This is a genomic window from Streptomyces sp. NPDC090442 (assembly GCF_044769405.1).
Lineage (GTDB): Bacteria > Actinomycetota > Actinomycetes > Streptomycetales > Streptomycetaceae > Streptomyces.
This window is the reverse complement of record NZ_JBIVXW010000018.1, coordinates 91,142-107,867: the sequence shown is the minus strand read 5'-3', so window position 1 is coordinate 107,867 and position 16,726 is coordinate 91,142. Positions and strand designations below refer to the sequence as shown.

16 protein-coding genes and 2 pseudogenes are annotated in these 16,726 nt (G+C 70.0%); 9 read left to right on the top strand and 9 right to left on the bottom strand.

Features of this window, described 5'->3' with window-relative positions; genetic code table 11:
- Positions 1 to 245: 245 nt before the first annotated feature.
- Complete coding sequence (locus ACIQU6_RS15480) at positions 246 to 1,247, bottom strand: GlxA family transcriptional regulator (RefSeq protein WP_403482126.1); 1,002 nt, start codon at positions 1,245 to 1,247, stop codon at positions 246 to 248.
- A 71-nt stretch (positions 1,248 to 1,318) separates the two neighbouring features.
- Here ACIQU6_RS15480 and ACIQU6_RS15475 point away from each other — a divergent pair, with 71 nt between their 5' ends.
- From ACIQU6_RS15475 to ACIQU6_RS15460, 4 genes and pseudogenes are all read left to right on the top strand, one after another.
- Positions 1,319 to 2,242, top strand: coding sequence for an alpha/beta hydrolase (locus ACIQU6_RS15475; RefSeq protein WP_403482125.1), 924 nt, complete (start codon positions 1,319 to 1,321; stop codon positions 2,240 to 2,242).
- 29 nt (positions 2,243 to 2,271) lie between these two features.
- Entirely contained in the window at positions 2,272 to 2,619 is a 348-nt protein-coding gene (locus ACIQU6_RS15470) for a hypothetical protein (protein ID WP_403482124.1), read from the top strand.
- Positions 2,620 to 3,128: 509 nt separating this feature from the next.
- A complete protein-coding gene (locus tag ACIQU6_RS15465; protein WP_403482123.1) occupies positions 3,129 to 3,746 on the top strand; it encodes a hypothetical protein in 618 nt (205 codons plus the stop codon).
- Positions 3,747 to 3,895: 149 nt separating this feature from the next.
- Positions 3,896 to 4,018 (top strand): annotated as a pseudogene (locus ACIQU6_RS15460) (IS5/IS1182 family transposase); the annotation flags it as partial.
- Between the two features lie 55 nt (positions 4,019 to 4,073).
- Here the strand turns inward: ACIQU6_RS15460 and ACIQU6_RS15455 are convergent.
- Positions 4,074 to 4,439, bottom strand: coding sequence for a MerR family transcriptional regulator (locus tag ACIQU6_RS15455; protein ID WP_403482122.1), 366 nt, complete (start codon positions 4,437 to 4,439; stop codon positions 4,074 to 4,076).
- Positions 4,440 to 4,585: 146 nt separating this feature from the next.
- On the opposite strand from ACIQU6_RS15455, the gene ACIQU6_RS15450 reads away from it, so the two are divergent.
- Positions 4,586 to 5,491, top strand: a complete 906-nt coding sequence (locus tag ACIQU6_RS15450; protein ID WP_403482121.1) for an NADP-dependent oxidoreductase — start codon at positions 4,586 to 4,588, stop codon at positions 5,489 to 5,491.
- A 352-nt stretch (positions 5,492 to 5,843) separates the two neighbouring features.
- On the opposite strand, the gene ACIQU6_RS15445 is transcribed toward ACIQU6_RS15450, so the two are convergent.
- Positions 5,844 to 6,908 carry an NAD(+)/NADH kinase gene (locus ACIQU6_RS15445; RefSeq protein ID WP_403482120.1) on the bottom strand — a complete coding sequence of 355 codons (1,065 nt, stop codon included), beginning with the start codon at positions 6,906 to 6,908 and terminating at the stop codon, positions 5,844 to 5,846.
- Between the two features lie 256 nt (positions 6,909 to 7,164).
- Positions 7,165 to 7,407, bottom strand: a complete 243-nt coding sequence (locus ACIQU6_RS15440; RefSeq protein WP_403482119.1) for a hypothetical protein — start codon at positions 7,405 to 7,407, stop codon at positions 7,165 to 7,167.
- Between the two features lie 80 nt (positions 7,408 to 7,487).
- Here ACIQU6_RS15440 and ACIQU6_RS15435 point away from each other — a divergent pair, with 80 nt between their 5' ends.
- A complete protein-coding gene (locus ACIQU6_RS15435; RefSeq protein ID WP_403482118.1) occupies positions 7,488 to 8,282 on the top strand; it encodes an SDR family oxidoreductase in 795 nt (264 codons plus the stop codon).
- Between the two features lie 68 nt (positions 8,283 to 8,350).
- A pseudogene (locus ACIQU6_RS15430) lies at positions 8,351 to 8,509 on the top strand (transposase); the annotation flags it as partial.
- Between the two features lie 273 nt (positions 8,510 to 8,782).
- On the opposite strand, the gene ACIQU6_RS15425 reads toward ACIQU6_RS15430, so the two are convergent.
- Entirely contained in the window at positions 8,783 to 9,331 is a 549-nt protein-coding gene (locus ACIQU6_RS15425) for a winged helix-turn-helix transcriptional regulator (RefSeq protein WP_403482117.1), read from the bottom strand.
- Positions 9,332 to 9,470: 139 nt separating this feature from the next.
- Here ACIQU6_RS15425 and ACIQU6_RS15420 point away from each other — a divergent pair, with 139 nt between their 5' ends.
- Both ACIQU6_RS15420 and ACIQU6_RS15415 read left to right on the top strand, forming a co-directional pair.
- Positions 9,471 to 9,983 carry an SRPBCC family protein gene (locus tag ACIQU6_RS15420; RefSeq protein ID WP_403482116.1) on the top strand — a complete coding sequence of 171 codons (513 nt, stop codon included), beginning with the start codon at positions 9,471 to 9,473 and terminating at the stop codon, positions 9,981 to 9,983.
- Entirely contained in the window at positions 9,983 to 11,026 is a 1,044-nt protein-coding gene (locus ACIQU6_RS15415; protein ID WP_403482115.1) for an LLM class flavin-dependent oxidoreductase, read from the top strand. Before ACIQU6_RS15420 ends, ACIQU6_RS15415 begins: the two co-directional genes overlap by 1 nt.
- 531 nt (positions 11,027 to 11,557) lie before the next feature.
- On the opposite strand, the gene ACIQU6_RS15410 is transcribed toward ACIQU6_RS15415, so the two are convergent.
- From ACIQU6_RS15410 to ACIQU6_RS15395, 4 genes are all read right to left on the bottom strand, one after another.
- Positions 11,558 to 12,958, bottom strand: coding sequence for an MFS transporter (locus tag ACIQU6_RS15410; protein ID WP_403482114.1), 1,401 nt, complete (start codon positions 12,956 to 12,958; stop codon positions 11,558 to 11,560).
- Between the two features lie 385 nt (positions 12,959 to 13,343).
- Positions 13,344 to 14,798 carry a CoA transferase gene (locus ACIQU6_RS15405; protein WP_403482113.1) on the bottom strand — a complete coding sequence of 485 codons (1,455 nt, stop codon included), beginning with the start codon at positions 14,796 to 14,798 and terminating at the stop codon, positions 13,344 to 13,346.
- 69 nt (positions 14,799 to 14,867) lie between these two features.
- Positions 14,868 to 15,605 (bottom strand): helix-turn-helix domain-containing protein, encoded by a 738-nt coding sequence (locus ACIQU6_RS15400; protein WP_403482112.1) that lies wholly within the window; start codon positions 15,603 to 15,605, stop codon positions 14,868 to 14,870.
- Between the two features lie 416 nt (positions 15,606 to 16,021).
- A complete protein-coding gene (locus ACIQU6_RS15395; RefSeq protein ID WP_403482111.1) occupies positions 16,022 to 16,603 on the bottom strand; it encodes a TetR/AcrR family transcriptional regulator in 582 nt (193 codons plus the stop codon).
- Positions 16,604 to 16,726 lie beyond the last annotated feature (123 nt).

The window sequence follows — 16,726 nt, the reverse complement described above, 5'->3', positions numbered from 1 at the left end:
TCGTCGTGACTCGTCACGAGGATGCGTTCAGGGGGGCGGACTGGCGATCTGTCAGTCCGGATCGGAGAGAGACACGAGCGGCAGAATAGCCGCCTTCGGCATCCGCAGCCGGACATGTTGCTGATGGCATAGTCCCCGGCGGATCGGACGGCTCCCGGCCCGGTGAAGTAGCTCTCTACTTGTCTCCAACTCTACTTATTTCCCACGATGGTGACGCCTGGTGACCTCACCTGGGCATGCCCGCTCTACCGCCGCCGGGACGGCGTGGCGCGGGCTCGGGTGCGGTATCCACGCCGGTAGGTGGAGGGGGTGGTGTGGAGTGCGGCCGTCATCCGCTTGCGGAGGTTGGTGCCGGTACCGAAGCCAGCTTGACGGGCCACCTCGTCGACGGGGAGTTCGGTTGCTTCAAGCAGGTGCCTGGCGTGGTCGAGCCGCGCCTGGTTGAGCCAGCCCACCGGCGACAGGCCGGTCTCCTGCCGGAAGCGGCGGGTGAACGTCCGCACACTCATGTGGGCCTCGGCGGCCAACTCGGCCAGCGTGTGAGGCTGGTCGAGCCGGGCCAACATCCGAGCCCTGGCCCTCGCCGTCGACGTGTCGGCGTCCTCGGCAACCGGCCGGTCGACGAACTGTGCCTGCCCACCGTCGCGCATCGCGGCGACGACGTTGAGGCGGGCCACCCGGTTCGCCACGGCGCTGCCGTGATCGCCACGGACCAGGTGCAGGCAGAGGTCGATCGCGGCAGCGCCACCGGCTGAGGTGAGCACGCCGGCGTCCTCGACGAACAGCGCGTCGGCGTCGAGGTTCACCTGGGGAAAACGTTGCCGGAACAGGTCGACATAGGCCCAGTGCGTCGTGGCTCGCCGTTCCTCCAGGAGCCCGGCGGCCGCGAGGACGAAAGACCCGGTGCACAACGACACGATGCGGGCCCGCTGCGCAGCGTCGCGCAGCGCCGCGGCCGTGCGCGGCTCAAGCTGGCCTGCTTCGCGCAAGCCGGGTGCGTGCGAACCCGCGACAACCACGGTGTCCGCCTCCAACAGTTCTTCGAGGTCGCCCTGCGGGGCGATCCCGTATCCGGCCGTCGTCGGCGCGATCCGGCCGTCGGGGGTCACGGTCCGCAGGTCGTACGCCGATACGCCGGTGACCACCTCGACGCCGGAGAGGATCTGCGCCGGGATGCTCAGATCGAACGGAACCACCGGCGGTACGGCGAGCACGACGACCCGGTGCGCGCTGCGAATCTCGATCATGGCCCGATTGTTGCATAACGTGCCCCTCGGGCCACTTCTCGATCGGCCTGCCAGGGACGACAGTTGCACCCATGACAACTCCCGCAATTGATCCCGAGATCCAGGCGACCTTGGACGCGACCGACGACCCCTTCCTGCACGACCCCGACTTGATCTTCGCCACCACCGCACGGTTCCCGGCGTTGCGTACCGTCGTGGACGTCCCGCACGACGACCGGGTCGCAGTCCAAGACCACTACACCCCAAGCGGGTTGAGGCTGCGCGTCTACCGCACGGCCAACGCCGACTCGCAGCCGTTGATTTTGATGCTGCACTCCGGAGGCTTCGTGCACAGTCGGCCGGAGACGGAGGAGGCACGCGCACTGCGCTATGCCACAGACGTCGGCGCCGTCGTGGTGTCGGTGGACTACCGCCATGCTCCCGAACACCCCTACCCAGCCGCCGTCGAGGACGCCTACGCCGGCCTGCTCTGGGCCGTCGAACACGCCGCCGAGCTCGGTGCCGACCCGCAGCGACTGGCCGTGGCCGGCTGCAGCGCCGGCGGGGCACTGGCTGCGGCGACCGCGCTACGCGCCCGAGACATCGCCGGACCCACCATCCGCTTCCAACTGCTGATCTACGCAGGGCTCGACGACCGCCTGAACACCCCCTCAGCACGCGATTTCACCGATATCCCCGTACTGACCCGCTTCGCCCTCGAACGCATTTGGGAGTACTACGCCCCCGACGGCGCGCCCGACGGATACGCCGCCCCAGCCCGCGCCGCTGACCTCACCGGACTGCCACCGGCCCTGGTGATGGTCGCGGAGGTGGACCCGATGCGTGACGAGAACATCGCCTATGCCGCCCGACTCAGCGAGGCCGGGGTCAACACCGAACTCGTCCAGGTGCCCGGCGCCGTGCACGGCTTTGACCTGATGTTCGCCCACACGACCATCGGCGAGCGCGGCCTGGCCACCCAGGTACGAGCACTCCGCGAGGCCCTGCACTCCTGAGGAGCAAGAAGCCCGCACACGTATCAGGTATGACGACGCTGCGCGGGCGGCTCCACGGCCGCCCGCACGGCGTCGCGCACGCTCAGCCTCGCGATCACTCCGGCCTCCCGATCCTCCCGACAGGCCAGCGACAAGGCGAACGTTCCCGGGTGCGACTGGTAGTGCTTTGCTACGTGATCCTGCCGCGGGCGCCAAGTTCTGCAACACGCATTGGGTTCCACTACGCGGACACCAAAAACAAGACCTATCGCGTCGACAAGGGCCCGCTCAACGGTTCGTGCAAGACCGGTACCGTGCCCATGCTGAGCAAGGGCGCCAAGACGGTCAAGGCGGGGAAGACCTGCGCCCAATTGTGGGTCAACGGGGGCTGTCGGTGATCGTCTCGGCTGCCACTGGTGCGAAATACGCGGCAATGAGCGATGACACCGGATGGCTGCTCGTTGTTCCCGCCGTCGCGGCGGGCGTATGGGCCGCATCGCGCTATCGACGTCGATAAACAGCCCACACTGTCTCGGTCAAGGCAGTGATGGAGCTTGACTCTGGTCCGTGACGGTCCGCCGGGATTTCCGACGGACCGGCACAGCGTTTCGCACCCTGCGTTTCTCGCCCCAATTTCCGGGGTGTCCGAGTTGAGTGGGTCAGAGTCCGTGAGCGCTTGTCGGCAGGTAGAGCAAAGGGGATGCCCCCAGTCTCGCTGGCTCCGCGGTCGAGGAGTGCCGTTGCGACCCTGCGGATCGTGGGTCCCCGGTTTCGAGGCCGTCTCAAGTGGTGAGCCTGCGGCGGCAGATCAGGGTGGCGATGCTCGTGAAGGTCAGGGGGCGCTCGTCAGTACTCGTCCTCTCGTTCGTAGCGGCGCTGGGGACACCAGCTGTGGCAAGGTCGGCGGATGGATCTGGGACAGGGGTGGGCGGCCGTCCTCGCGGGCGGCATCGGCATGCTCGGGGCGCTCGGCGGGTCAATGGTCGGCGGCTGGGCGGCAGTTCGGGGCGCTCGGGACGCGGCGGCGCTCAACGCGGAGACGGTCCGGCAACAGGTCGCCGACCAGGCGGAGATCGAGCACCGGCACTGGGTGCGGCAGGAGCGGCAGAAGGCGTACCGGGAGGTGCTGGACGCCTACGCCGGGGTGACGCCGATGATATGGGTCATCCATGAGTCACTGGCGTCGCAGGACGAGAGCGATTGGCCGGAACGGCTGGACCTGACCGAAGAGTTCGATGTGCTGAACTCGGGCTGCAGCCGGCTGGTTCTGCTCGGACCGGCGCCCGTCGCGGAGGCCGGGAACGCTCTGAGCCTGGTGTTGCACGAGGTCGAGAGGAGCTTCATGCGGCTGGTGACCAACGGGCCCGGCGAGCCGCTGTCCGGGGGCGACCGGGACCGGGCGGTGGCGTCCATGCGCACGGCGGTGAAGGAACTGCGGGCCGCCTACATCGCGTTCATGAGGGAAAGTCAGCGGGTGCTCATAGATGGGGTGGTGGTCGACGGGGCCGTGGAGGGCAGGGGTTGAGAGCTCCTCACGAACTGATCTTCGGTACGGTTAGATCATTTCGGGACCGGTGATCTGGGGGCGCGTGGTGGCGCGGCCGAAGCCGTGGGAAGTCGACGACCCGTGGGTGCTCACCGAATCATTGCTGCCCAAGTCTGAGCGTCGGGCCAGGCATCCCGCTCGCCGCGTCCCTGACCGGCGGGAACCGCGACGACGGCACCCAGCGGATACCCCTTCGCCAGGCGGTGCCGCCGGCGCAGGCAGGTGCCGGCCGGGCGAGGTGTCTTCCTCGCTCTCGCGTGCGCCCTCGTCTGCTGGCGGCGTCCGAAGTCGTCGCGGCGGCAGCCCTCACCGTACGTGAAAACATTCGGCACTTGGGTTCCGCGTGTTGGCGATCACACCGTCGAGCCGGTCGCGCACGGCGAGCAGGTCAGTGATCCGCTGTTCGACACGGACGCGCTCGGCCTCCAGTTGCTCCAAGAGCTTCGGGGGCGCTTCACCTGAGTCCACGCACGGCAGCACCTGGCGGACCACCCTGCTCGGGAGGCCCGCGGCATACAACTGTTGGATCAGCTGGACTCGGCCGACAGCAGTGTCAGGGTAGTGCCGCTGGCCGCCCGGGCTGCGGGACGCCTGCAGCAGATCCTGTTCCTCGTAGTAGCGCAGCGCCCGGACGCTCACTCCGGCCCTCTCCGCGACCTCGCCTATGCGCACCGGTCCTCCTGTGTTCGGCGGCCTACCCGACTTGCACCTGACACTGACGTCAGGTTTTAGCCTAGCCGGCGACGGCGCTCGCCGATCACTCACCCCACTGATCTCACGAACGGCTGCCCACATGCCGCTCGGGAAGGCAGAACATCATGCGCGCAGTCCGCTATCACGAGTACGGCGGTACGGAGACCCTCGTGGTCGAGCAGGTGCCGGACCCGCATCCCGGGCCCGGCGAGATCCGCGTCCGCGTCGCGGCGGCCAGCGTCAACCCCATTGACTGGAAGGTGCGTTCGGGCGCGCTCCACGAGCTGCTGCCTGTGGAGCTGCCCGCCATCCCCGGGCGTGACGCCGTCGGCGTCGTCGACGAGGTCGGTGCGGGCGTGCAGGGGGTGAGCATCGGCGACCGTGTCTTCGGGCTGGGCGGCGTCACCGGTGCGACGGCGGAGCTGGCGGTGCTCTCGGCCTGGGCCCACGCACCCACCACGTGGAGTGACGAAGAGGCCGCCGGCGTCGGTCTGGCATCCGTGACCGCCATGGGCGGGCTGAAGGTGCTCGGTCCCCTGCGGGGGCGCACCCTGCTCGTCGAGGGCGCCGCCGGCGGCGTGGGCAGTGCGGCGATCGAGATCGCGGCGGCTCAGGGTGCCACCGTGATCGGGACGGCCAGAGAGCGCAACCACGAGTTCCTCACCTCTCTCGGCGCCGTGCCCACCACCTACGGCTCCGGCCTCGCGGAGCGCCTTGCCGCTCTGGCTCCGAACGGTGTCGACATCGCGCTCGACACCGCGGCCTCCGGGTCCCTGGTCGACCTCGTCGCGATCGTGGGCGACCCTGCCCGCGTATCGACGGTCGCCGACCACGCCAACGGGCACCGCCTGGGGGTGCACGTGGCCAACGCGGAGAACGACTCCACGCTCCTAGCCGCGGCGGGCGAACTCGGCCGCCAAGGCCGCTACACACCGCGCATCGAGCGGAGCTTCCCGCTGGAACGGATCGCGGAAGCGCACACCTACGCCGAGCGCGGGCGCACGCGGGGAAAGATCGTGGTCCACCTCTGAACTCGCTCTCACCGTCCGGGGTTTCCCGCGGCTTCGGCCGCGGGGAACCCGCACCTCCGGATCGCCGGCGCAGTGTGGCCAGGCCCGCGCAGAAGGGACCCCGGCGGCCGCAACGCCGAGGACGATCCGGTCGGACGCGTCGTACAACGGCCAGGCCCACCAGTGCGGGCGGCCGCCCGCACCGTGCCCGAAGAGGCCGCACAACAGTGGGACCGCCATGACGGTGACGGGCGCGTAGTGGGATCCGGCGTACCGGCCGACCTCCCGCGCAAGCTCCCAGGGTGAAGGCACGAAGCACCGACCCATAGTCGCGGCCCACCGACGGTGTGGCGCGGAGAGCATGCGCAGACGCTCAGCGCGCTGCTGTGGGAGGCGGTAGTCGTAGGCCCGCCAGGTCCGGTGGCAGGGGAGCGTCGGGGCGCATGAAGGGCGGGGACTCCCCGTCGGTCTCCGTGGCGGGCGCGTCGGCGAGACGGAACCGGTCCCGGAGGCGGCCGTAGAAGTCGGTGGGGTGGAGGCGGATGAGTCGCGCGCGTTGCGGGGCGCGGTAGACGCCGATCCAGTCCCCTGGTTCGAGCACGCCGCGGAGTTGGCCGTCGATGCTGACGGCGGCGCGGCCGGAGTTGGGCAGGATGCGGAGGGCGACCGGTTCGTCGGGGGCCGCCACGACGGTGCGGTTGAACGTCATATGGGGTGCGATCGGCGTGAACACGACGGCGTCCATGTGCGGGGAGAGCACGGGACCGCCGGCGGCGAAGCAGTAGGCGGTCGAGCCGGTGGGCGTGGCGACCGCGAGCGCGTCCGCGGAGTAGGCGGCCAGCAGCCGACCGGAGATGTAGACGCCTGCGGTGACCTGGTGGTCGCGGGCGAGCTTCTCCACGACGACGTCGTTGAGGGCGTTGACGTCCAGGGCGATGCCCCAGCCGTCGCGCACGGTGTTCTCGGGGCGCACCTGGGGCGGCGGGAGAGCGGGGCCGCGCCCGTAACAGAGGAAGGTCTCCATCTCGGCGGGCATCTCCGGCGGTCTGGAGGCTCGCATGGTCAGGGTCATGCGTTCCTCCACCAGCGCGTGGCCCGCGTGGACGGTGTCGAGGGCCGTGGTGATGTCCGCGGCCGGCACCTCGGTGAGGAATCCGACCTTTCCGAGGTCGACGCCGAGCACCGCGGCCCCGGTCTTCACCGCGATCCGGGCGCCGCGCAGGAACGTCCCGTCCCCGCCGAGGGTGACGACCAGGTCGGGGTCCCCGGCGGCGCGCGCCTCCTCGCGGCCGGAGCGGCGCTGGTGGTCCGTCGACCAGACGTCGATCTCGGTGCAGGGGATGCCCTGTGCGTCGCACCAGGCGTGCACGCAACGGGCGGCATCCAAGGCGGCGGCGCGGCCTTGATGGACAACGAGTCCAATGCGGTGCACGGGCATGGCGAACCTCGTCTCGGTGCCGTGTTGCGAAACCCCGAGTGCTCGGGGGCCTCCTGCCCAGCCTGCCACCAGATGGGAGTGGATCCCGGTAGCGGCCGACAACGCGCCAGGAAGTCAGACACAAGGGGGCAGGGAGGTTCCAGTTGAGGTCATCGTGGTACCTGCGAGACGAGGTCACTCGTGACATACCGCATGTCGCTGAGATCGATGGAGTCGATGACGAAGCCCTCTCAAGGGTCTGTTGTGAAAGTGCCGGTCACAGCCACTCGTTGAGGACTGCGACCAGCACGGTCGCCTCGTGGCGGACCGCGAGCTCGTCGTACCTCGTGGCTACAGCTCGGTGGCGCTTGAGGCGGTTGATCCCACACTCGACCGCGTGCCGCTGCTTGTAGCCGTTCTTGTCGAACTTGGGTGGCCGTCCGTCTCGCGATCCGCGCTTGAGGCGGTTGCGGACGCGGTCCGTCGGGACCGGGATCCGCTTGCTTGGAGTGCACTCCAAGGCCATAGCGTCGAGACAGCTGAACCGAACCCCCAACGCGTCGGCGCATCATCCCGCACGACCAACTGGAAAGGCAGCAAGTGGTAGACAACCAATTCACGACGCATGCAGAACTCTTCGATCTGTGTGGAAAGCGCGCGCTCGTCACCGGTGGTACCCGAGGCATCGGAATGATGATCGCGCGTGGCCTTCTCCAGGCGGGCGCCAGCGTGGTCATCAGCTCACGCAACGCAGAAGCGTGCGCTCAGGCGCAGGAACGGCTGTCCGAGTTTGGTGAGGTGCGGGCCATCCCCGCCGACCTGTCCCGCCACGACGAGTGTCGGCGACTGTCCGACCTCGTCACCGCCGACTCGGAGCGTCTCGACATCCTCGTCAACAACGCGGGCACCCTGTGGGACGAGCCGCTGGCGACGTTCCCAGACGCGGCCTGGGACACGGTCGTCGACCTCAACCTGAAGTCGCCGTTCTGGCTGGTCCAGGCGCTGCTGCCCGCACTTCGCAGGGTGGGCACCGCCGACGATCCCGCGCGGATCATCAACATCGGCAGCATCGCCGCCATCCACATCCCCCAGCGGCCCAACTACTCGTACTCCAGCAGCAAGGCCGCACTGCATCAACTCACCAGGGTGCTCGCCAAGGAACTAGGACCGCAGCACGTCACCGTGAACGCCGTGGCGCCGGGGCCGTTCCCGTCGACGATGATGGCTGCAACCCTCGACGAGTTCGGCGAGGCGATCGCGGCGTCGGCCCCACTACGGCGGATCGGCCGCGACGACGACATGGCGGGTGTCGCCGTGTTCCTCGCCAGCCGGGCAGGCGCATACCTAACGGGCGCCGTGATCCCCGTCGACGGCGGTATCGCCACAACCGCGTAGGCCGGTAGGGCCTGTTTGCGAAAGTTGATCTTGATCGTTGGTGATCACGCCCTACGACGCGTGGGGATCTGACGAACGGCCAGTGGGCCCGGCTTGAGCCGCTGTTGCCGCGCGGTATCAAGTCGGGCCGTCCGCCGGTATGGACGCGGCGGCAGCTGATGGACGGCATACGGTGGCGGACCCGGACGGGTGCTCCCTGGCGTGGCGTGCCGGAACGCTGCAGGCCGTGGGACCGGGCCTCGCCGCGCGCACCGCCCGGGAACTGTCCGCTGCCGAATCCTCACCAGCGGCAGGGCTTCTGGCAGCAGGACGACGAACTGACCCCCAGGAAGCCTGGGTTGTGCACCTGGCGGCTACTGGTGCCACCAACGCCGAGTCCGCCGTGCAGCCGTTCCCGGACGCCAACTGCGGGCCATCGCCGGGGGACTCTTCCCCCGCGGCCGCGCGGCGGCGGGGGCTGTCTGATCGCGCTGGGAGCGCGGGCAGCCGGCACCCGCGGGTCAAGCCTCGGTGTCCGCCGGTCGCTCGGAGGCCGCCGGGTCTTGTGCTCCGTCGAGATGGAACCGTCGCCGGACGTCGGGGCGGTTCAGGAGCTGTGCCGGGTAGCCAGGGCCGGGCCGCGGCGTGACATCGGCCCACTCCATCGGCTGTCGGCAGTGCGAGCACACGACGTCCGCATGCGCGTCGTGGCCGCAGGATGCGTGGCGGGTCACCACGGGCGTTCCCGCCTCACCTGCCAGCCATCGGTCGCCCCAACTAGTCATGGCCAAGATGACGTTGTGGAAGTCCCGCCCCGACTCGGTCAGCAGGTACTCGTGCCGCAGGGGCTGTGTCTCGTACACGTGCTTCTCCATCAGGCCCGCCTCCACCAGGCGGCGCAGCCGTTCCGAGAGGGTGTTGCGGGCGATCCCCAGTTCCCGCTGGAAGTCGCCGAACCGGCGGATGCCGTAGAAGGCTTCGCGCAGGACCAGCGGCGTCCACCAGTCCCCGAGCAGATCCATGGTCCGCGCCACCGAGCATGGCCAGTTCGCGAAGGAGGTACGCCTCATGCCCCGAGTGTATGGGTCTCATTACGAGACTGAGCTGTCTGCGACGGGGGAAGGTCTTGCCCGAGTCAGTCTATCTACGCAACTATGGCGTGACAGCGCGGCAGTTGGGCCGTGACGGTCCGAAAGGGAGGCAGCCCCGATGGAGTGGACCGGGCAGGTCTACGCCGACGCACCCACCGTGGCCTCGCGCATCCTCATCGAGGCACCGCCGGAACGGGTATGGCGGTACGTCAGCGACATCCGCGTCATGCCCGGCCTCAGCAGTGAACTGCAGGAGGTCGATTGGCTGGACGGTGTGACCGGGCCCGGGATCGGTCACCGCTTCAAGGGGCGCAGCGCGCATCCGTCGCTGGGTCAGTGGGAGACCGTGAGCACGGTGGTGGAGCTGGAGGCGCCGCGGCGGTTCTGCTGGGCGGTGGGGGATCCGGACTTCCCGACCAGCAAGTGGTGTTTCACCCTCCGCGGCGAGGCGGGTGGCACGGTGCTGGAGCAGTGGGCACAGATGGGGCCCGCACCGTCGGGGCTGAGCATCGCCATCGAGGCGATGCCCGACAAGGAACAGAAGATCGTGTTCGTGCGGCTGCGGGAGTTCGAGAGCGGAATCAAGGCCAACCTCGCAGCCGTCAAGGACCTGGCCGAGGCGGAGAACTGATGCGTACCGCGACCACCATCGAGGCATCCAGCGGCCCCTGGCGGCAGACCAGCGACTTCGTCGTCGAAGCGGAACGCCTGGGACTCGACATCTGCTGGGTGGCCGAGGCGTGGGGAAGCGACGCGCCCTCCCCACTGGGCTACCTCGCGGCCCGTACCAGCACGATCCTGCTCGGCTCGGGCGTGATCCAGCTCGGCACCCGCTCCCCGGTCACCGTCGCGCAGACCGCCATGACCCTCGCCGACCTCTCCGAGGGCCGTTTCCTGCTGGGGTTGGGAGCATCCGGGCCCCAGGTGCTGGAAGGGCTCCACGGGATCCCCTTCGCGCGGCCGCTGACCAGGATGCGGGAGACCGTCGACGTCCTCCGTGCCGCCTTCACCGGCGAGAAGATCACCTACCACGGCAGCCAGTACCGCATTCCCCTGCCCGACGGCGAGGGGCGCCCCATGCGGCTCAGCGCCCGGGCCGTCTCGGTGCCGATCTATCTGGCCGCCCTGTCGCCCAAGATGCTGCAACTGACCGGCGAGGTCGCCGACGGCTGGTTGGGCACCAGCTTCGTGCCCGAAGGCGCCGACGCCTACTTCACCCACCTGGACACCGGGCTGGCCCGGGCCGGCCGCCAACGAGCCGACCTGGACATCTGCCAGGGCGCGGAGATCAACCTCGTCTCCGAGAAGGAGCTGTCGGCCGCCCTCGCCATCCGGAAGAAGGAACTCGCCTTCTCCCTGGGCGGCATGGGCTCGGGCGCCACCAACTTCTACAACCGCGCCTACAGCCGCCAAGGCTGGGCCGAGACCGCAGCCGAGGTCCTCGCACGGTGGCAGGCCGGAGACCGTGACGGCGCCACAGCCCTGATCACCGACGAGATGGTCCTGGCCACCACGCTGATCGGAACCGAGGAGATGGTCCGCGACCGACTCAGGGCCTGGCGGGACAGCGGCGTCGACACCGTCCGCCTGTATCCGGCGGGCGACACCCTCGAAGCCCGGCTGGCCAACCTCGGCCGGGGCATCGATCTCGTCCGCGCCATCGACCCGCGCTGACGGCCGAATTGACCGCTGACGAGAGCCGGCAGGGCCTGAGAGCCGCGCCACAACCCCGGTGGCTCCCGGCATCCCCGAGTCCGCCCGGCCCACGATGGAACGGGCGTCGAAGGAGCCGGGCCGACCGGAGTCGTTTCCCGGTCGACCCGCGTACGGCGACACCCTTCGGGCGCGGGACGAGGCCGGTTGCCCCTGGGAGAACCACGAGCCGCTGACTCTTGAGGGCCAGTGCTCGATCCGCGTCCCCGCCTCGGGCGCGACCTTCGCCTTCGCGACGGACGTGGGGGAAGAGCCCGTACTCTGCAGCGTGTTGGTGAGCGAGTGCCGCCTCCACGCCTGTCGTTTACGGGTGTGCTCCGCTGTGTGCCGGGGCGGCTGCACAAGTCCGAGTTCCTGTACCCGGTGGCACGCTCCGGCCAGGGTTGCGCGGACGCGCTAGGAGGGACGGTCAACCGATGGCCGGTGAGCGTCAGTTGACCTCGCGCGAGAGGTGCCGGACTTCTTCGGAGAAGCTGACGGCCCGAAGTGCCGTCAGCCGTCCGGAGCGAGGCGGATGACTGCTGCCGACACCAGGGCGAGGAGGGTGCACAGGCCCCACAGGATCAAGTAGGCGGTCAGAGTGGGCTGGTGGGTGCTCGGGGAGAGCAGTGTGCTGAGCAGCGCGGCGGCGGCTGCCCCGGCGAAACTGCCGCCGGTGGTCTTGATGGTGTCGTACACGGCTGTTGACACGGCCGCCCGGCCGCGCGGGCTGCCTTCGGCGATCACCGTGGGGATCCCGCCGACAGCCAGGGCGGTGCCGAGGCCGGAGAGGACGTGCCCGGTGCCCCAGACCGGCATGGTGCCGTGTCCGGCGGCCTTCACCGCGAAGCCGACGGCCGCGAGAAGGAAGGCGTACGTCAGCATGGTGCGGTAGCCCACGCGGCGGGCGACAGCGGCCGAGGCGCTCACGGCCAGGAAGCCGGCCAGGGACGGTACGGCCAGCCACAGCCCGATCTCCCCCTGCGTGAGGCCGAAACCGTAGCCGGCGCGTTCTGGAGAGGCGTCGAGGTAGGCGACGAGGACGCCTTGGCTGCCCAGGACCATGACGCCCAGGGTGAATCCGCAGGCGAATGCCGGCGCGGTGGCGCGGCTCGCCATCGCCCGCACGTCAGCGAGCGGTTCGTGGGTGCGCAGTGCCAGCCACAGCCACAGGAGGAGGACCACCGGCGCCAGCAGCAGACCGACCAGAACGCCAGGGGAGGTCCAGCCGTTCGACGTGCCGCGGAAGACGGCTCCCAGCAGCAGCGTCAGGCCAAGCGCCAGCAGCACCGTGCCGCGCCAGTCCATGCGGCCGCCGGCCCGGTGCCGGGTCTCCGCGACCCCCGGGGCCAGGCAGACGGCCAGGCAGACCGCGGCCAGTGCCGCGAGGATCCACAGCACCGCCCGTACGTTGCCCAGGGCCTCGGTCAGGAATCCTGCGGAGACGTCCCCGGCGGTGGACCCGAGGATCAGGGCGGCCATCAGCATCCCGACTGCGCGCCGACCGTCGTCTACCGTCAGCCGATCGTGGGCCAGCCCGATACCCAGCGGAACCATGGAGCTGAGAAAGCCCAGCAGGGCACGGCCGGTGAGGAAGAGGCCAAGTCCCGGTGCCAGGGCGCACAGTAGGCATCCGGCCGTGGTGATCCCGAGCGCGACGCGCAACATGCGGCGGTGGCCGTACAGATCGCAGAGGCGGCCGCAGGCGGGTACGCACACGGCGGCGGACATGAACTGCGTCGCCGAGATCCACATGGCCGGCCCGGTGCCGGTGCCCAGGACATCGCGGATGGCGGGCATCAGGGTCAGGACGCTGCCCTCGACGAATCCGTCAAGTGAGGCGAAAACCAGGAGTGGGAAGACAACGGAAACCGGGAAGGGCCGCGGATCACCACGGAGCGCTGCCGCATTCATCACTCTCCCCGAACGGTTCCGGGACCGGGTGGCATCAGGCGGCCCGCAACTTCCGCCGCACTGTGCCGATATGGCTATGGCCACGCCGCACCACGACCACGGTCCCGTGCCCCGGCCGTCGCCGTGCCGCGCCACCGGTGCCGCAACTGCCCCGTGCCTCAACGGCCTTGACGGCCTTGACGGCCAGCGAAACGCCCCGGTCCTGGAAACCTTGCCGACACGGCGCCGGAAGAACCCGGCTCCCCAGCACACCGCCCGATCGAGTGACAGCGCTGAAACACCTGGCCATGGAGGTGTCGTGTGGGAAGGCCGGCGCGGTGGATGGCGACGCTGTCGGAGGCCGTCCCGGCGATGCGTTCGTCGGGGCGGCCTCCGGGCGCAGCTCCTAGCGCCACTGGAGCGCAGCGGACCCGAGGGGGGAGCGTCGGCCGGGCTGGGGGACCGTGCGGCCGCTGTACGCGAACGGCGTCGCCGGTTCGGTGAGGGGGCCGAAGTCGGTTGCGGTGGTCGAGAGTGCGGCGAGCGGTGTGCGCCCGGGGCGGGGCAGGTCGAGTACGTCCTCCCGGGCCAGCAGCCCGAGTTCCTGCACCCAGTGGCACACTCCGGCCAGGGTCACGCGGATCCGCCAGGAGCCGCCCTCGGTCGCGCGTCGGCGCAGGACCGTGGCGACGGCGGCGGCGCCGAGGTAGGCGGCGAGGTAGTCGTTGAGCAGGTAGGTGGGCGGCAGCGACGGGCGGTCGGTCCACTCCTCGATGGCGAATCCGGTTGCGGAGCAGGCGAGTTGGTCGAACCCGCCGCGTTCGCCCCAGGGTCCTTCGGTGCCCCAGGCGTGGTATTCGAGGGCGATGAGTCCGGGGCGGCGCCGGACGAGTTCCTCGGTCGACGCCCCGTGTCGGGCAAGTCCGCGGTAGGCGTGGACGAAGACGTCCGCTTCCTGGAGCGCGTCATGGAAGGCGGCGCGGTCGTGCGCGTCGCGCAGGTCGCAGTAGGCGTTGCGCTTGCCGCCGCCGGTCATGGCGATCATCGGGATCGGGTCGGGGCGGTCGGGGCGCGTCAGATGCAGCACGTCGGCGCCGAACTGGGCGAGGAGACGTGTCGATACGGGACCTGCGATGACGTGGGTGAGATCGAGTACCCGGATGTCCGTGAGCGCCTCGTCGGCCTCACCGATCGGTTCCAGCGGACGGACCGGTCCGTCGCCGACGCGTTCGATCTCGACGACCGGGCGCTGGGCGACATACCGCCCCGCGGGGTGCGCCAGCCACTCGTCCCGGCTGCGCACCACGCAGGCGACGCCGCCCCGTGCGCAGATGGCCTCCTCCAGCGTGAAGGCGTCCCAACCGGCCGCTGCCTGAGCGATGCCGACCTTGTCGAGGCCGCACCTCAGCACGGAGTAGACCGCGTCCCGCAGATGCGGATAGGTGGTGATGATGAAGATCCAACGGCCGTCGCGCGCCCGGTAGAAGTCGTTGTTGTCGAGTAGCGCCGGGTCGTCGAGCAAGGCACCGATCGGGCGCCCGGCGAGTGTCGTGTGATAGGTCGCCATGAGCTGGTCGATCGCGGCTCCCGCCTGCACCTCTACCTTCTGGCGCCGGTGACCGCGCTGTTCGCCGAGGGCCGCCGTCTGCCGACCGAAGACGCCGATCGCGGCGGACATGGCATCGGCGAGGCGGTGCACCGAGGGCACCAGGGGATCGGCCCCGACGACGGTGATGTCCTCGGCTCCCCGCGCCGGGGCGGGGTCGCCGAGGGTGTGCAGCAGTTGGGAGACGATCTCGTCGGTGGACGACGACGTCGTCAGCGGCGTCGACTTGGACGTGGTCAGCGGGTGTGAAGTCATGCCGGGATGCTCGTTCCCGGCACGGCAGGTGCGCCCGGATTCACGGATATCCGTGAATGGATGCGGACGTCACGTCCGCGTCTCCTGGAGGTGCGCGAGGAGCCGGGCCGCCGCCCGGTCCAGGCGCAGCCGCTCCGAACGGCCGCGACGCCGGTGCATCAGAGCGAGGGCTCCCGTCACGACGGAGCCGTCGGTGACGGGGATCGCGAGCGCGCTGACCTCGGGGTCGGCCAGCCCCTCGCTGCGGCTGATCCGCGACGCCCGGATCGACGGAAGAGCGGAGCGGAACTCGGCGACCGCCTCGGGGTCGTGGCGGGCGAGTTCGTCGAGCAGGCCGCGGCGCTCCGTCTCGTCGGTGAAGGCCAGGAGCAGACGGCCCGCGGCGGTGCGCAGCAGTGGCCGGGCCACGTGTTCGTCGGCGAGCGGGACGAGGCGGGGAATGTGGTCCTCGCCGCCGCGCGCGAGGTACACGGCGTCGAGCCCGACCCGCACCGTGAGCAGCACCGGGGTGCCCGCGACGCGGCTCAGGTCGTCGAGCTCGGCCTGGCTGATCCGCGGCACGACCCGGCCGGCGATGAGGTTGAGGACGTGCGGGGCGGGCCCGAGCCGGAAGCGCCGGTGCTGCTCCAGCAGAAAGCCCGTCGCGACAAGGCCGTTGACCAGATCCTGCACCGAACTCGCCGGCGCGCCGGTCGTCCGCGCCAACTCGGCCACGGTCACCCCGCCCGGCGTCCGCGCGGCGGCCTCCAGGATCCACGCGACCCGGTCCACCGTACGGTGGCGCCCGCGTCGGCCGTGCTCACTCATCCCAACCCACCCTGTCCTTGCGAGCCCGTCGTCATAGGTCTGTCTGCCCGCGCTCGTCGTCTACGGCTGAGGCGCGGCAGCGCCAGGGGGATGAGGCCGGCGGTGGTGAGGGCTGCCAAGCCGAGCAGCCAAGTCCCGGTCAGCACGTAAGTGACGGCGGCGGTGATGGTCGGCACCAGCAGGTATTCGCGCACAATCCCCCCAGGGTTGTCTCCATGCGGACTGGGGCGTGCTCGGCCCAGTCATGCCGGAACTCGCGCTCCGGCGTTGCCAGTTGACGTACGAGCGGTGTCCGAGGCTTGCGGCAAGGCGCGTAGGTGGGGCGTTGCTCGTCCTGCGCCCTCGGTTTGGACGGTCTCGCGTGCCGGGCGCCGGCCGGTGCTTCTGGCTGCGGGACCGTGCGGTGTGGGGCTGAGTCAGGGCGTTGGCCCGGTCTTGAGCAGGGCGTCGAGGCGGTCGAGGAGCCATGACCAGGTGTCCTGGGTGTCGGGGGCGCTGTGGCTGAAGCCGCCGGCCGCCTCCAGGCTGAGGTAGCCGTGGACGACGCTGCCCAGGAGGCGGACGGCGTGCGTCTGGTCGGGTTCGGCGAGGTCGTAGCCGCGCAGGATCGCCCGCAGCATCTGGGAGTGCTTGGGGGCGGCGCTGCCGGCCGCCGTCTCGGAATCCAGGCGCAGTTGGGTGGCGGCGTAGCGGCCCGGGTGCCGGCGGGCGTAGTCGCGGCAGACGTCGGCGAAGGCCGCCAGGGCGTCCTTGCCGGCCCGTCCCGCCATGGCGGCCGAGGCCAGGTCGGCGAGTTCCTCCAGGGAGAACAGGGCAATCCGGGTCCTGAGGTCCTGGAGGTTCTTGATGTGTGCGTACAGGCTCGCGGTCTTGACGTCGAACCGTCGGGCCAGCTCCGTCGGGGTCACCCGCTCGAAGCCGATCTCGTCGGCCAGTTGGGCCCCCGCCTGCACGACGCGTTCCGTGCTCAGCCCCGCGCGTCCTCGTGTCACAGTCATCCCTCCATCGAACTAATCGAATTATGCACTTGCCTAACGTGATTAGGAAATCTAGTTTGTACCCGTGGCGGCGATCCAGCGCGCGCCGGTAAATCCCAGGCACCGACTGCGAGTTAGGGACGA

What these genes read in the sequence shown, in the direction of transcription:
- ACIQU6_RS15480 (WP_403482126.1), bottom strand. Translation starts at nt 1,247, where the DNA reads ATGATCGAGATTCGCAGCGCGCACCGGGTCGTCGTGCTCGCCGTACCG.
- ACIQU6_RS15475 (WP_403482125.1), top strand. Translation starts at nt 1,319, where the DNA reads ATGACAACTCCCGCAATTGATCCCGAGATCCAGGCGACCTTGGACGCG.
- ACIQU6_RS15470 (WP_403482124.1), top strand. Translation starts at nt 2,272, where the DNA reads ATGACGACGCTGCGCGGGCGGCTCCACGGCCGCCCGCACGGCGTCGCG.
- ACIQU6_RS15465 (WP_403482123.1), top strand. Translation starts at nt 3,129, where the DNA reads ATGGATCTGGGACAGGGGTGGGCGGCCGTCCTCGCGGGCGGCATCGGC.
- ACIQU6_RS15450 (WP_403482121.1), top strand. Translation starts at nt 4,586, where the DNA reads ATGCGCGCAGTCCGCTATCACGAGTACGGCGGTACGGAGACCCTCGTG.
- ACIQU6_RS15445 (WP_403482120.1), bottom strand. Translation starts at nt 6,908, where the DNA reads ATGCCCGTGCACCGCATTGGACTCGTTGTCCATCAAGGCCGCGCCGCC.
- ACIQU6_RS15425 (WP_403482117.1), bottom strand. Translation starts at nt 9,331, where the DNA reads ATGAGGCGTACCTCCTTCGCGAACTGGCCATGCTCGGTGGCGCGGACC.
- ACIQU6_RS15420 (WP_403482116.1), top strand. Translation starts at nt 9,471, where the DNA reads ATGGAGTGGACCGGGCAGGTCTACGCCGACGCACCCACCGTGGCCTCG.
- ACIQU6_RS15415 (WP_403482115.1), top strand. Translation starts at nt 9,983, where the DNA reads ATGCGTACCGCGACCACCATCGAGGCATCCAGCGGCCCCTGGCGGCAG.
- ACIQU6_RS15410 (WP_403482114.1), bottom strand. Translation starts at nt 12,958, where the DNA reads ATGAATGCGGCAGCGCTCCGTGGTGATCCGCGGCCCTTCCCGGTTTCC.
- ACIQU6_RS15405 (WP_403482113.1), bottom strand. Translation starts at nt 14,798, where the DNA reads ATGACTTCACACCCGCTGACCACGTCCAAGTCGACGCCGCTGACGACG.
- ACIQU6_RS15400 (WP_403482112.1), bottom strand. Translation starts at nt 15,605, where the DNA reads ATGAGTGAGCACGGCCGACGCGGGCGCCACCGTACGGTGGACCGGGTC.
- ACIQU6_RS15395 (WP_403482111.1), bottom strand. Translation starts at nt 16,603, where the DNA reads ATGACTGTGACACGAGGACGCGCGGGGCTGAGCACGGAACGCGTCGTG.